15 protein-coding genes and 1 tRNA gene are annotated in these 13,296 nt (G+C 65.5%); 12 read left to right on the top strand and 4 right to left on the bottom strand.

The genetic code is table 11. From position 1 onward, the window contains the following. Nucleotides 1-86: 86 nt before the first annotated feature. Nucleotides 87-1,211, top strand: coding sequence for a DUF898 family protein (locus DB459_RS18570; protein WP_253706740.1), 1,125 nt, complete (start codon nucleotides 87-89; stop codon nucleotides 1,209-1,211). After that, a complete protein-coding gene (locus tag DB459_RS18575) occupies nucleotides 1,208-2,299 on the top strand; it encodes a M48 family metallopeptidase (RefSeq protein ID WP_371926775.1) in 1,092 nt (363 codons plus the stop codon). The genes DB459_RS18570 and DB459_RS18575 overlap by 4 nt, the downstream gene beginning before the upstream one ends. An 18-nt stretch (nucleotides 2,300-2,317) precedes the next feature. On the opposite strand, the gene DB459_RS18580 is transcribed toward DB459_RS18575, so the two are convergent. Continuing rightward, entirely contained in the window at nucleotides 2,318-3,229 is a 912-nt protein-coding gene (locus tag DB459_RS18580; protein WP_253706742.1) for a crotonase/enoyl-CoA hydratase family protein, read from the bottom strand. 175 nt (nucleotides 3,230-3,404) lie between these two features. Between DB459_RS18580 and DB459_RS18585 the strand changes: the two genes are divergently transcribed. From DB459_RS18585 to DB459_RS18595, 3 genes are all read left to right on the top strand, one after another. Continuing rightward, a tRNA-Leu gene (locus tag DB459_RS18585) sits at nucleotides 3,405-3,491 on the top strand. Between the two features lie 127 nt (nucleotides 3,492-3,618). Continuing rightward, nucleotides 3,619-3,999, top strand: coding sequence for a hypothetical protein (locus DB459_RS18590; protein WP_253706743.1), 381 nt, complete (start codon nucleotides 3,619-3,621; stop codon nucleotides 3,997-3,999). A gap of 82 nt (nucleotides 4,000-4,081) precedes the next feature. Then, the gene (locus DB459_RS18595; protein WP_253706744.1) at nucleotides 4,082-4,525 is read left to right on the top strand and encodes a twin-arginine translocation pathway signal; all 444 of its coding nucleotides are present in this window, start codon (nucleotides 4,082-4,084) and stop codon (nucleotides 4,523-4,525) included. A gap of 12 nt (nucleotides 4,526-4,537) precedes the next feature. Here DB459_RS18595 and DB459_RS18600 read toward each other — a convergent pair whose 3' ends face one another. Together DB459_RS18600 and DB459_RS18605 are read right to left on the bottom strand one after the other, a co-directional pair. Then, a complete protein-coding gene (locus DB459_RS18600; protein WP_253706745.1) occupies nucleotides 4,538-5,740 on the bottom strand; it encodes an FAD-dependent monooxygenase in 1,203 nt (400 codons plus the stop codon). A 7-nt stretch (nucleotides 5,741-5,747) separates the two neighbouring features. Next, nucleotides 5,748-5,993 carry a zinc-finger domain-containing protein gene (locus DB459_RS18605; RefSeq protein ID WP_253706746.1) on the bottom strand — a complete coding sequence of 82 codons (246 nt, stop codon included), beginning with the start codon at nucleotides 5,991-5,993 and terminating at the stop codon, nucleotides 5,748-5,750. Nucleotides 5,994-6,737: 744 nt separating this feature from the next. Between DB459_RS18605 and DB459_RS18610 the strand changes: the two genes are divergently transcribed. The 4 genes from DB459_RS18610 to DB459_RS18625 all read left to right on the top strand — a co-directional run bounded on the left by DB459_RS18610 (nucleotide 6,738) and on the right by DB459_RS18625 (nucleotide 9,689). After that, the gene (locus DB459_RS18610) at nucleotides 6,738-7,535 is read left to right on the top strand and encodes a hypothetical protein (RefSeq protein WP_371926776.1); all 798 of its coding nucleotides are present in this window, start codon (nucleotides 6,738-6,740) and stop codon (nucleotides 7,533-7,535) included. Nucleotides 7,536-7,570: 35 nt separating this feature from the next. Next, nucleotides 7,571-8,323: an alpha/beta fold hydrolase gene (locus tag DB459_RS18615; protein ID WP_253706747.1), complete on the top strand. Its 753-nt coding sequence runs from the start codon at nucleotides 7,571-7,573 to the stop codon at nucleotides 8,321-8,323. A 142-nt stretch (nucleotides 8,324-8,465) separates the two neighbouring features. Further along, nucleotides 8,466-9,299: a serine O-acetyltransferase gene (gene cysE, locus DB459_RS18620; RefSeq protein WP_253706748.1), complete on the top strand. Its 834-nt coding sequence runs from the start codon at nucleotides 8,466-8,468 to the stop codon at nucleotides 9,297-9,299. A 174-nt stretch (nucleotides 9,300-9,473) separates the two neighbouring features. Further along, complete coding sequence (locus DB459_RS18625; protein ID WP_253706749.1) at nucleotides 9,474-9,689, top strand: DUF3126 family protein; 216 nt, start codon at nucleotides 9,474-9,476, stop codon at nucleotides 9,687-9,689. 39 nt (nucleotides 9,690-9,728) lie between these two features. On the opposite strand, the gene DB459_RS18630 is transcribed toward DB459_RS18625, so the two are convergent. Next, entirely contained in the window at nucleotides 9,729-10,433 is a 705-nt protein-coding gene (locus DB459_RS18630) for a hypothetical protein (protein ID WP_253706750.1), read from the bottom strand. 220 nt (nucleotides 10,434-10,653) lie between these two features. On the opposite strand from DB459_RS18630, the gene DB459_RS18635 reads away from it, so the two are divergent. The 3 genes from DB459_RS18635 to DB459_RS18645 all read left to right on the top strand — a co-directional run bounded on the left by DB459_RS18635 (nucleotide 10,654) and on the right by DB459_RS18645 (nucleotide 13,294). After that, entirely contained in the window at nucleotides 10,654-10,983 is a 330-nt protein-coding gene (locus DB459_RS18635) for a hypothetical protein (protein WP_253706751.1), read from the top strand. A gap of 364 nt (nucleotides 10,984-11,347) precedes the next feature. Continuing rightward, nucleotides 11,348-12,498 (top strand): IS630 family transposase gene (locus DB459_RS18640; RefSeq protein ID WP_253706721.1). Its coding sequence is split into 2 segments (ribosomal slippage): nucleotides 11,348-11,798 and nucleotides 11,798-12,498, totalling 1,152 coding nucleotides; the frame shifts between segments, so codons are not numbered across the junction. A gap of 265 nt (nucleotides 12,499-12,763) precedes the next feature. Then, nucleotides 12,764-13,294 carry a gamma carbonic anhydrase family protein gene (locus DB459_RS18645; protein WP_253706752.1) on the top strand — a complete coding sequence of 177 codons (531 nt, stop codon included), beginning with the start codon at nucleotides 12,764-12,766 and terminating at the stop codon, nucleotides 13,292-13,294. Nucleotides 13,295-13,296: the final 2 nt, after the last annotated feature.

The raw sequence follows: 13,296 nt of genomic DNA on the forward strand, positions 1-13,296 counted from the left end.
CCTGTTCGACAGGTCTTCAATGCGTGGTTGTGTTTCACCATGGCTTACGCCATGTTTTCGACTGCGACAATGATGGATCAGATTCCATGAACGACATGAGCCCTGTCCGGCCTGCATCGGTCTCCGCGGTGCTGTTCTCCGGTGAGCGCCGCGACTTCGGCCGGCTGGTCCGGCGCGGTGCCCTGCTCGAACTCGCCACCCTCGGCTTCTATCGCTTCTGGCTGGCCACCGATATGCGCCGGCATCTGTGGTCGCACATCAGCATCGACGGCGACGGCGCCGAGTACACCGGCACGGGAAGGGAGCTCCTGGTCGGCTTCCTGTTCGCGCTCGCCATCCTGCTGCCGATCTATATCCTCTACTTCTTTGTCGGCATCGAAGCCGAGCGCGCCAAGGCCTTCGCCAGCATTCCGTTGTTCGTCTTCTTCTATCTGTTCGGCCAGTTCGCCATCTTCCGCGCCCGGCGCTATCGCGTCACGCGCACGGTGTTTCGCGGCATCCGCTTCTGGATGACCGGTTCGGGGCTCGCCTATGCCGGCCGCGCCTCCTTGTGGGGGCTGCTGGTAATCGTCTCCCTCGGCTTCGCGCTGCCCTGGCGCGAGGCGTCGCTCGAGCGCTACAAGATGCGGCACACTCTTTACGGCGATCTGCAGGGCAGTTTCGAAGGCACCGGCCTCGATCTGTTCAAGCGCGGCTGGTGGCTGTGGCTGCTGACGCCGGTGGCGCTGGTGGTCTTTCCGGCCTTGCCGTTCCTCTATGCTGCCTTCAAGGCCGTGGAGTGGCGCTGGTGGCTGTCGGGATTGCGCTTTGGCGGCGTCAGCGTCGAGGCGCGCCTGTCGCGCACCGCCCTGGTCGGCCTCTATTGGAAGGTCATCGGCTGGTACTTCCTGGTGATGGTCGCGCTGGTCGCCTACGTCGTCGCCGCCACATTCGCCGTCGGCCAGGCCTCGGGCACCGACATGGATGAACTGTTCGCGCCTGGCGGCGGGCATCTGGGCCTGCTGGCGTCGTGGACGGTCGGCTATCTGCTTGCCATTGTCGTCCTCAACATCGTGGTCCGGGTCTACCTGATCCGCGATCTTTGGGCGCTGCTCTGCGCATCTGTGACGGTGCAGGGCATCGAGGCGGCGGGCGCGGTCTCGGCCAAGGGGCTGCCGTCGAGTGCGCTCGGCGAAGGGCTCGCCGACGGTCTCGATGTGGCAGGGTTTTGATGGAGACGGCGAGCGCGCAGCCGCAGCCTGATGCGCCGGCGGCGGTGTTCTTCGATGGCCTGTCGAGCCGCCGTCACGTCGTGATGCTGTCGATCGTCGACAAGCTGATCATCGCCGCCGACGGCAGCGAACTGGTGGCATGGAATTTCGCGGCGATCCGCCGCGCCGATGGTCGGCCTGGCGTCTTGCGCCTGAGCAGTACTGAGGCGCCGGCGCTGGCCAGGCTCGAGATCCACGACGGCGCGCTCGCTGCCGAGGTGCTCGCCCGCTGCCCGCAGGCGGAAGCGGGGGCCGATCGGCGCGGCTACGGCGCCATCATCGGCTGGTCGCTGGCGGCAGCGGCCTCGATCATGGCCGTCGTGGTGTTCGGGCTGCCGATCATCGCAGATCGCCTGGCGCCGCTCATTCCCGCCGCCGTGGAACGGCGGCTCGGCGACGTCGCCGAGAAGCAGACCCGCGCCATCTTCGGCGGCAAGGCCTGCGAGGGCGCGGCCGGGCAAGAGGCGCTCGCCGTGCTGGTCGGCCGGCTTCACGACGCCGCGGGGCTGGCCGGGCCGATCGACGCGTCGGTGCTGAAGACCTCCGTCCCCAACGCCTTTGCCTTGCCGGGCGGCAAGGTCGTCGTGTTGCGCGGTCTGCTCGACAAGGCCGAGGATGCCGACGAGCTCGCCGGCGTGCTGGCCCACGAGCTCGGCCATCTCGACCACCGCGACAGCCTGCGTCATGTGATCCACGCCGGCGGCACGTCCTTCCTGGTCGGCCTGCTGTTCGGCGACATGTCGGGCTCGGGCGCACTGGTGATCGCCTCGCGCTCGCTGATCGACGCCTCCTATTCCCGCGAGGTGGAGGACAGTGCCGACAGCTTCGCCATCAGTACGATGCATCGCCTCGGCCGCTCGCCGCGCGGCATGGGCGAACTGATGTTCCGGATCACCGGCAGCCAGAAGAAGGACAAGCTGTCGATCCTGGCGAGCCATCCGGTGACCGACGACCGGCTCAACCGCATGCGCGCGGAGGATGGACCCGCCAACGGCGAGCCCCTGCTGACCGCGTCGCAATGGGCCGCGCTGAAGGCGATCTGCGACTGAGCGGTACGGCTCGGGATTTCACTTGTACGGCCGCTCCTGCCACCACGGGAAATAGGACGGCATGTCCGTCGAGACCTTGTCGGTGAAGCGTGCCGGCCGCTTCTCCAGGAAGGCCGTGACGCCCTCGCGCACGTCCGCCGAGGCGCCACGGGAATAGATGCCGCGGCTATCGATCTTGTGGGCTTCCATCGGATCATCCGCCCCCAGCATCCGCCACATCATCTGCCGGATCAGCGCCACCGCCACCGGCGCGGTATTGTCGGCGATCTCGCGCGCTAGCGCCTGCGCGACCGGCAGCAACTCGGCGGGCGGTACCACCTTGGAGACGAGGCGGCCGGCGAGGGCTTCGGAGGCCTCGAACACCCGGCCCGAACAGGTCCATTCCAGGGCCTGAGAAATGCCGACGATGCGCGGCAGGAACCAGCTCGAGCAGGCCTCGGGCACGATGCCGCGCCGGGCGAAGACGAAGCCGAAGCGGGCCGCCTCCGAGGCGAGGCGGATATCCATGGCGAGCTGCATGGTGGCGCCGATGCCGACCGCCGGGCCGTTGACCGCGGCGATCACCGGCTTGAGGCATTTGAAGATCCGCAAGGTGAGCCGGCCGCCGCCGTCGCGCACCGCCTCGTCGCTCCAATCGACCTCGCCGCTCTCCTTCACCGGCGCGGTCTTGCGGTCGGATCGCGCCTTGGCGTCGAAGGTCGTGCCGCCGGCGGAGAGGTCGGCGCCGGCGCAGAAGGCGCGGCCGGCGCCGGTGACGATGACGGCGCGGACGTCGTCGTCACGATCGGCGAGGTCGAAGGCGTCGATCAGCTCCGCCTGCATGGTGCGGGTATAGGCGTTGAGCTTGTCGGGCCGGTTGAGGGTGATGGTGAGGATGTTGTCGGCCACCTCGGTGGCGATCTCCTGATAGCTGCTGGTGCCGCCGGCCATTGGTTTCCCCCCTCGTCTTGCTCGCTGCTGTGCGCTTGTTCGGGGCCGATGCTGACATGGCGCCACTGCGGCGACAACGCGCCGCCGCTGCGCGCGGCGGCATGGCGCCATGCGGCAGAACAGGGCGGGGATAGCCATTTCCCGCAAGACGGAAACGCGCTAGAAGCGGGCGCGAGCGAACGTGGCGGAACTGGTAGACGCAAGGGACTTAAAATCCCTCGATGGCAACGTCGTGCGGGTTCGATTCCCGCCGTTCGCACCAGCCCCTCAGTCTCCGCCAATGCGACTTGCGCGTGTATGGAGCGCCATCGACAACGCCAGCCATCAAAAGACCTGCTATAGTTAGAAATGCTGCAGTCGTTCAGACGTGTCAAACCACGGAGAGACGCATGCCCGTTTTCAAGCTGCCGCTGTCTGGAGATGTCGTTCAATCGATCAGTCCATTCACCGCATTCATGAGCCCGATCGGCAGCCAGTTCGGCCTGATCAATATCACGCTCGGTCAATCGTCCGCTCCGGAGGTCGAGCAGGATGTGCTGTCCGATGTCGGCACCTACGGCAAGCAGCTTGGCAAGATCGGAGACGCTCTGCTCGTCCTCGTCGAGCGGATGTCGATCACGCCGGCGTTGACGTCCGAGGAGCGTGCGGCGATCGACGCCTTCAAGGACATGCTGCATCAGATCGCGGAAGTGAAGGAGCGCCATGGCCGGCCGGCGCTCGGCGTGCGGCCTCATGCCGCGCAGCTTGCCTCGGGACCGGGCGGTCCGTAAAAGGCCTGCCTCATTCCGGACATGTTCCCGACATGGGTCTGCGCTTTACGCAAACTCAACCTGATCTCGTTACGAAGGCCGGATGACCGATCATCTGATCCCGACCGAACCGATATCGTGCCTTGCCCGGCCGCGAAATGTGCGCCGGCGTGCGGTCGCACTCGGCCTGCTGCTTGCCGGCCTTGCGCTCGGCGGCTGCGCCCAACTGTCCGAGAACGTCTCGGGGGCCTTCGTCGACCCGGCGAAATACGATCTCTACAACTGCGCCCAGCTGCGCACGGCACGCACCGAGAATGCCAATCGCATTGTCGAGCTCAAGGCGTTGATGGCCAAGGCCAAGACTGGCGCCGCCGGGCCGGTGGTGGCGGAAGTTGCCTATGGCAATGATTATCTGTCGGCGCGCGCCCAGGCCAAGCTCGCCGACGAGGTCTGGGCTCGCAACCGCTGCGACAGCGAGGCGCTGCCGCCGGCAAACCCGCCGCCGGCGCCGGCTGCTGCACCTGACTCGCGCAAGCGAAAACAGTAGCGTCGTCGCCCCTCAATCCACCCGGTAGTCGTAGATCCAGTCCTGCCGCGCCAGCAGGCGCTGGCCGCTCAAGGCATGGATCACGCTGTCGCGCGCCAGCGCCATCGGGCCGGTGAGGTGATAGATCCGGCCGTTGCGCCGTGCCGTACGGACCACCCGCTCGACCCGATCCCGCCGCGCCGTTTCGTAGCGCTGCAGCGCCTGCGGAATGCCGGCGGGGGCGTCGAGGGTGGGGCCGAGCTCACGTGCCAGCACGGCGGCGTCCTCGATCGCCATGCCGGCGCCCTGGGCGACGAAAGGCAGCATGGCATGGGCGGCATCGCCGACCAGGGCGACGTGGCCGCGCACCCATGGCTCGTTGCTGTCGACCCCGAACAGCGCCCAGCGCCGCCAATGGTCGACGCCGCCGACCAGCATGCGCGCACCGAGCGGCCATTGCTTGAGATCGAATGTCTCGCGGATATCGGCTGGCTCGGCGGTCTCGTTCCAGCCCGGCCGGTTCCAGCTGCCCGGTGCGACCGCCACGAGATTGATGCGCTTGCCGCCCGAAACCGGATAGGCGACGAGATGGGCGTTCGGCCCGAGCCAGAGCTGAACGCTGCGGAGGCGGTATTGGCGAGGTAACCGGTCGGCTTCGATCGTGCCGCGCCAGGCGATGCGGCCGCTGAAGCCCGCCTGCGCCTTGGGAAAAAGCTGCCGGCGCACCGCGCTCCAGACGCCGTCGGCGCCGATCAGTGCCAGCGCGGCGTCCTGCTGACGGTCTCCATTGTGCAGTGTCGTCGCGATGACGCCTTCGGCCCCATCGACGACGCCTTCCAACTCGGCGCCGAGGCGTAGCTCGATCTGTGAGACCTCGCGCAGGCGCTCGAGCAAGGCCGCCTGGAGGTCGGCACGATGAACGATCCAGTAGGGCGCGCCGTAGCGGCTGCGGGCGGTTTCCCCGAGCGGAATGCGGCCAATCTCGCGACCCGACCGCGCGCTCATCACGCTGACCTGATCCGGCGCGACCACGCGGGAGCCAAGATGCGGCTCGACGCCGAGGCAGGTCAGAATGCGGCTGGCATTGGGCGAGAGCTGCAGGCCGGCGCCGACTTCCTCGAGCCGGCCGGCCTTCTCCAGAATGATTGTGCGGAATCCCTTCCGCGCCAGTGCGAGCGCCGCCGTCATTCCGCCGATGCCGGCGCCCGCGATGAGAATGGTGCGCGACGGCGCCACGGCCGCCTCAGGCGGCCTTCTCTTTCAACCGGCACTCCGGCGGGCGCGATTCGCCCTCGGCCAGATCGGCCGCATAGCGGTACAGGGTCGAGCAGTAGGGGCAGATGATCTCGTTGTCGTCGCCGAGATCCAGAAAGACGTGCGGATGATCGAAGGGCGGGTTGGCGCCCACGCACATGAATTCCCGCGCACCGATTTCGATGACGGCGACGCCGGCATCGTTGTGAAAGTGGGGAACGACGTGATCAGCCATTGAGCCTACCTGCAAGAAATCCAGTTGTGACATCTCTGTCGTCGATCGCTGCTGGCAGCGGAATCGATGTCAGTCAGCGCTACGCGACGGAGCCGCCGTCTGCAACGCGCGGCACCATAAGGTTCAATTGCAACGAGTTCCAGACCGTCGCCCTTGAAATCCAGGGTGAAATTTGACCCTTCCCGGAGATCCCGGCCGCTGCTCGGTCGCCGACTTGCACCGGTAAATTCGACACAATCAAGGCGCTCCGGAGAAGCCCTTCTTTGGTCGGGGGGGGGCGGCCTACATATTGATCGGGATGACGGTCCGAAAACCTGTCGTTAGGGATCCCGAACGAGTCGGATGTGAGGGACGCGGAGACCAGTAGCGGGATAACATCGTGGCGCGTTCCGGCGCGCGCGTCGCTTCGACGCGTCCTGCAATTGGCGCTGGCGGTCATTGCTGTCGCGGGATTCGCTGCCGCGTTCCGGATCGCCTGGCCGCAAGCGCGTCAAGCGGGTGCTGTCTTGCTTGCCCAGCACGATCCGGTGGCGCTGAGCGAGGCGCGGCTCGCGCAAGTGAAGACGGCGACATTGATCGACGAGACCGAGCGCGCGCTGGCCGCCGGCGACTCCGATCTCGCCGCGAGTTTCGTCGAACTCGCCACCGCGCGCGGCACGCCACTGCCGGCTGATCTGTCGGAACGCGTTGTTGCCGCCGTACACCAGGATGCATTCGTCACGCGGACCGCGGCGCGCTTCGCCGGTGGCTTTGTCACCGGCGAGAGCGGGGGGGGATCTGGCCGCCCTGTCCGGTACGGTAGCCGGCGATCTGTTCGTCTTTGGCGATATCCGCGATCTGCTGCGCGAGGGCAGCCGCTTGGCGAGCGGCGAAAAAGCCGACCGCTTGCTGCTAGGTCTCGCCGCCGCCGGTATCGCTGTCACCGCGGCAACCTACGTTTCCGTCGGCACGGCAGCGCCGGCGCGCGCCGGCCTCTCCCTGGTCAAGGACGCCCGCAAGGCGGGCCGCCTGGGCGCCGGCCTGGCCGGCTGGGCCGGGCGCTCTGCCATCGACGTGGTCGATGGCCCGATGCTGCGGGGCGCGATGGCGGATGCCTCGGTGATGCGGCCGGCGGCGAGCCTCGCCGCGCTGCGCGGCGCGGTGCGCGCCGACAAGGTGGCGGCGCTGATCCGTGCCGCCAAGGACGCCGGACGCATCGGCGAGAAGGCCGGCACCCGTGGCGCGCTGGAGACATTGCGTCTGGCGGACGAGCCCGCCGATCTCGCCCGTGCCGCGCGGCTCGCCGAAGGCAAAGGCACACAGACGCGCGCGCTGCTGAAATTGTTCGGCCGTGGCGCCCTGGTGCTCGCTGCGGGAGCCTTCGACCTCGCCGTCTGGCTGTTCGGAGCCGCATTCGCGCTGCTCGGGTTGCTCGCCTCGATCAAGGCCACAACGGAACGTCTCACCGAAGCCCTGCTGCGGCGAGCCAAACTGCGCCGTGCCCGGCGCGCGGCTGTCAGGCAGGCGCGGAGCGGCCTTGCCGCCGCCCCGGTGATTGGGTAGGGCAGGCGTTCTCCAAACCCGCTCAGGATGGTCCGATGCCGAGCTTCACCAACGGCGCCGCTGAAATTGCCTATCTCGACGAAGGCGAGGGCGATCCCATTGTCCTGATCCATGGCTTCGCCTCGACCAAGAACGTCAATTGGGTTTATCCCAGTTGGGTCTCGGAACTGGCCAAGGCGGGCCGGCGCGTCATCGCGCTCGACAACCGCGGCCATGGCGAATCCACCAAGCTTTACGATCCGGAATTCTACCACATCGGCACCATGGCCGGTGACGTGCGCGCCCTGATGGATCATCTCGGCCTGCCGTGCGCCGATCTGATGGGCTATTCCATGGGCGGGCGGATCGCCGCCTATCTAGCCTACAGCGTACCCGAGCGGGTACGCTCGGCGGTCCTCGGCGGCATCGGCATGGGCCTCATCGCCGGCGGCGGCCCTTCGGAGAATGTCGCCACCGCCCTCGAGGTGGAGGATCCCGCCACCATTGCCGATCCGATGGGCCGGACCTTCCGCGCCTTCGCCGACCAGACCCGCTCCGACCGGCGGGCACTGGCTGCCTGCCTGCGCGGCTCGCGCCGGTTGATGAGCCGCGAGGAGGCTGCCGCGATCAAGGTGCCGGTACTGATCGCCGTCGGCACCACCGACGATGTCGCCGGCTCGGCGCAGGCGCTGGCCGAGGTCATCCCCGGCTCGAAGGTGCTCGACATTCCCGACCGCGACCACATGCGGGCGGTCGGCGACAAAATCTACAAGTCGGGCGTCCGGGATTTCCTCGCCGAACGGCCTTAACTACCCGGAAAGACAGGCAGTTTCCTCATCCTGGCGGACGGACGACCAGCCGGGAGGGGGATTGTCGGCTTGTCCGGACGGATTATGTGGTAAACTTGCTACTTGTTGAGGCTGTTGGACCCCATTCGTCGGACCCAGGATCATGGCCAAACCCCATTCGGACCCGCATCCCACGCTCTCTACCGTCGATCCGATCTGGACGCGGATCCGGGACGAGGCCGAAGATATCGTGCGGCGCGAGCCGGAGCTCGCGACGTTCATCTATGCGACGGTGCTTCATCACGAGAAGCTCGAGCAGTCGGTGGTGCATCGTCTCGCCGAGCGGCTCGACCACGCGGCCCTGTCCGGCGACCTGATCCGTCAGGCCTATTCGGAGGCGCTGCGCGACGAGCCCGATCTCGGCAATGCCTTCCGCGCCGATCTCGTCGCGGTCTATGATCGGGATCCCGCGACCTCGCGCTTCATCGACCCCTTGCTCTATTTCAAGGGGTTTCACGCCATCCAGGCGCATCGTCTCGCCCATTGGCTGTTGCAGCAGGGGCGCAAGGATTTTGCCTATTACGTCCAGAGCCGATCGTCCGAAGTCTTTCAGACCGACATCAATCCGGCGGCGAAGATCGGTCGCGGCATCTTCCTCGACCATGCCACCGGTCTCGTGGTCGGCGAGACCGCGGTGATCGAGGATGACGTTTCGATCCTGCATGGTGTCACGCTCGGTGGCACCGGCAAGGAGAACGAGGACCGGCACCCCAAGGTGCGGCGTGGCGTGATGATCGGCGCCGGCGCCAAGATCCTCGGCAATATCGAAGTCGGACATTGCGCGCGCATCGCCGCCGGTTCGGTGGTGGTCAAGCCGGTGCCGAACAACGTTACGGTCGCCGGCGTGCCGGCCAAGGTGGTGGGCACGGCCGGCTGCTCGGAGCCGTCGCGCACCATGAATCAGATGCTCAATGCGGGCTTCGACGGCCCGGCGTAACCGCGATTGGAAGTTCTGCGCCGCCGGTCGCCGGACGGCCCGCGTGAGCGGTGCCGGTGCTGTGCAGCTCGTTTCGGCGGGCTGTCATGCACGCTTTTTTGTCACCTGCAGTCTGGCGGTGCGCCGCTGTTTTGCCTAAACCCCTGCCAATTCCCTCTCGCGCTGGAGATACTCGTGGACGTCAAGGAAGTCAGGAAGCTCGATGCCTATCTGAAGCGGTTGTTCAGCAACCAGAAAATTCGGGTGGTGCCGCGGCCGAAGAAGGACGATTCCGCCGAGATCTATATCGGTGAGGAATTCGTCGGTGTGCTGTTCGTCGACGACGAGGACGACGATCGCTCCTACCAGGTGCAGATCGCGATCCTGGAAAGCGACCTCGAAGAAGTGTGAGTTGCGGGGCGCGCCGCCGCAGGCGGCGCGTCGTCGCCCTCAATGCGGCGGGTGCAGGTCGGCCGAGATCTGGTCCATTGCTGCAGCAATCGAGCGCCACTCGGTCAGCAGGCTGCGCGGAAAGCGGAAGGTGAGGTCTGCGCCCTCGACGCGGCGTTCGCTCAGGCAGATGCCAGGCGTGCGGGCGTCGCGGCTGCAGCGCACAACGAGCGCCGGCGCAGTGGCGACGAACAGATCCTCGCTTGCATAAGGCGTGTCGCTGCGGAAGGCGCGCGCGACGAGATCGTCGGTCGCCGTCGCCCGGCCGGTTTCCAGATAGCGTGGATAGATCGTGCGGGCGCGCTCCTCGGGCGCCAGGGCATTGCCGTGAGCGGCGATCGAGAGAAAGATCACGTCGAGGTTGGTCGGCAGGTTGTCGATCTGGTCGACGGTGACGTGCTTCGGCGTCCCGCCCGGCGCCAGCGAGGGCCAGCCGAAATCGAGGTCGACGCGATCCTGCGGCCCGGAGCGGCGCTGCACTTTCATGCGGATCGACGCCGTCGGCACGTTGAACACCGTTCCGCCGATGCTGATCGGCAGCCTGGTCGGGTCGCTGGCCCCGCCCGCCGTCCAGGTCGGCCATAACAAATAGCTCACCGCGGCGATCGCCAGGGCGCCGATCGCGCCTGAGGCGATCATGGGCAGAAGATGGCCACGACGGGCGCGGTTGGCCCGCGCGCGGCGGGACACCGAAAGCAACGACATGCGACGGGAACTGCCTGCAGCGGAGAAGAGAACGAATCGCGGGCAATTATGCCACGGCCGACGCTGCCGCGAGCCCCGCGGGAGGCGCGCTGCCATGCGCTGCCATCGGTCGCTCGTTAACCCTTTCTTAAGGATGAAGTAGCGCGGCCGGGCGCGTTTTGCGAAGCCTCCGGGACTGCCGGGGCGGGTGTTCCGCTCCCGTTGTCGAGGGAAGTCGCTGATGTCACCGGATGTCGTGAATTCGGCTTTTTCGCTGCTGATCGGCTTTGCGTTCGCCGGCGCCCTGACGTCCGGCTACCAGCTGCTGGCGGATCGGCCCGCCAGCTTCGGCCTGCTCCAGGAGGGGGCGCGGCCCAGGGCCTTTGCCGCCGTTCCATTCCTGGTCTTTGCTGCCCCCTTCATCATCATGCGCAACACCGTGCGCGGCCGGCGGATCGAGAAGCGGCGGGTCGAATTCGTGATGCTGGCGACGGTGCTCGCCGGCTTCTGGAGCCTGATGTGCGGGACCGTGTTCCTGCAGGTGCTTCAGATCAGCGGCCTGTTCCTCTAACGTGCTCGCTCTCGCCACGGCCGCCGCATCGTGGCACTCTTGTGCGGTGGATCTGACGCTCGTTTCTGCATTGCAGCGAAATCATCATACGAGCGTTAGATCCCAAAATATCGATGCTAGTGTGGCGTCTCGCAATTGCCTACCGCCTTTGCGGCCAGTCTGTCGTAGACAATTGCGAGACATAAGCCACACTGGCGCTTTGATTTTGCTAGCGTCCTTTATGTCTCCGAATGACCGAGCGAGCGTGAGGCAAATGGGGCGGTAATTCTGAGGCAGGACACTAGTCGCTCGCTTCAAATAATTTGAAAGGATGGAGAATTTGTGATTCGATTCGATCGTCTCGACGCGAGCGCCGGAGAGGATCATGGCTGCGACGGAAATTTCGGTAAAGAAGTATGTTGTGCGGCTGAGCGGCGAGGAACGCGAACAGCTTGAAACGCTGATACGGAAGGGCAAGAGCGCAGCTCAAAAACTGCTGAAGGCGCGAATATTGTTGAAGGCCGATGTCTCGGAAGCCGGCGAAGGTTGGAGTGACAGCCGGATCATTAAGGCGTTCGATACAAGCGTTTCCATGGTTTACCGAGTGCGGAAGCAACTGGTGGAAGAAGGCTTCGAGGCGGTATTGAGCCGTAAGCAGCGCGCAACACCGGGGGTTGCGCGGATTTTTGACGGTGAGAAGGAAGCCAAACTGATTGCCCTGGCTTGTTCCAAACCTCCCAAGGGACGCACACGCTGGACCCTGCGGCTACTGGAGCAAAAAGTCGTAGAACTCCATATTGTTGATCGTGCCAGCGACTCGACGATCGGGCGGGCACTAAAAAAAACACTCTCCAGCCCCATCGCCGACAGTGCTGGGTCATCCCGCCGAAAGCCAATAGTGCGTTCGTAGCCGCCATGGAGGACGTGCTGGCCGTCTACACCCGGCCACGCGATCCCGACTACCCGCTGGTTTGCCTGGACGAGAGCTCAAAGCAACTCCTCGCCGAGACGCGCATGCCGATTCCGATGAAGCGTGGGCGCCCGGCTCGTTGCGATTACGAGTACAAACGCAACGGCACCGCCAATCTCTTCATGATGTTTGCTCCGCTCGAAGGCTGGCGCCATGTCAAAGTCACCGATCGCCATACCGCCGTGGATTATGCTCACGTCCTGAAGGACTTGGCCGATGTCCACTTCGCCGGCGCCAAGACCATCGTTCTGATCCAGGACAATCTCAACATCCACAGCAAGGCGTCACTCTATGAAGCCTTTCCGGCCCCTGAGGCCAGGCGGCTGGTCGAGCGCTTTGAATGGCATTACACACCAAAGCACGGCAGTTGGCTTGATCTCGCCGAGTCCGAACTCGGCGTCCTATCGTCCCAATGCCTCGATCGACGGATTCCCGACAAACAGACCCTCGCCGAGGAAATCGCCGCCTGGGAGAAAGACCGCAATGCCAACCACACCAAGGCAAACTGGCACTTCACAACTCCCAATGCTCGCATCAAACTCAAGCACCTTTACCCTTCAATCTGAATGAATCGGGCGACTAGTGTCCCTTTGTGTCCGACGCTCGTATAAATGGCCTACGAACGTTGGAAACGTTACACTAGTGTGGCGTCTCGCAATTGCCTACCGCCTTTGCGGCAAGCCTCTCGTAGGCAATTGCGAGACATAAGCCACACTAGCACTTTGATTTTGCTCGTGTCCTTATGTCTCCGAATTGCCGTGCGAGGGTGAGGCAAACGAAGCGGTAATTCGGAGACAGGACACTAGCGCCTCTGCTCAATCAGGGAACGGCATGGCGCTCTACGAACTCGACGGGGTTTCACCCCGCCTTCCCGCCGATGGCGAGGTCTTCATCGCCGACAGCGCCGAGGTGATCGGCGATGTCCGGCTCGGCTCCAATACCAGCATCTGGTTCGGCTCGGTGCTGCGTGGCGACAACGAGCCGATCGAGATCGGCGACAATTCCAACGTGCAGGACAACTGCACCTTCCACACCGATCCCGGTTTTCCGATGACCATCGGCAAGAATTGCACGATCGGACACAACGTCGTGCTGCACGGCTGTACCATCGACGACGGCGCGCTGATCGGCATGGGCGCCATCGTCATGAATGGCGCGCGGATCGGTAAGGGCAGCGTCGTCGGCGCCGGTGCCGTGATCACCGAAGGCAAGGTGTTTCCTGATCACTCGCTCATCGTCGGCGCGCCCGCCAAGGCGATCCGCACGCTCGATCCCGCCCAGGCGGAGATGCTGCTCGGCGGCGCACGCCGCTATGTCGAGAATGGCCGCCGCTTCCGCGCCGGCCTGAAGAAGATCGGCTGAGG

Source organism: Bradyrhizobium sp. WD16 (assembly GCF_024181725.1).
Lineage (GTDB): Bacteria > Pseudomonadota > Alphaproteobacteria > Rhizobiales > Xanthobacteraceae > Bradyrhizobium_A.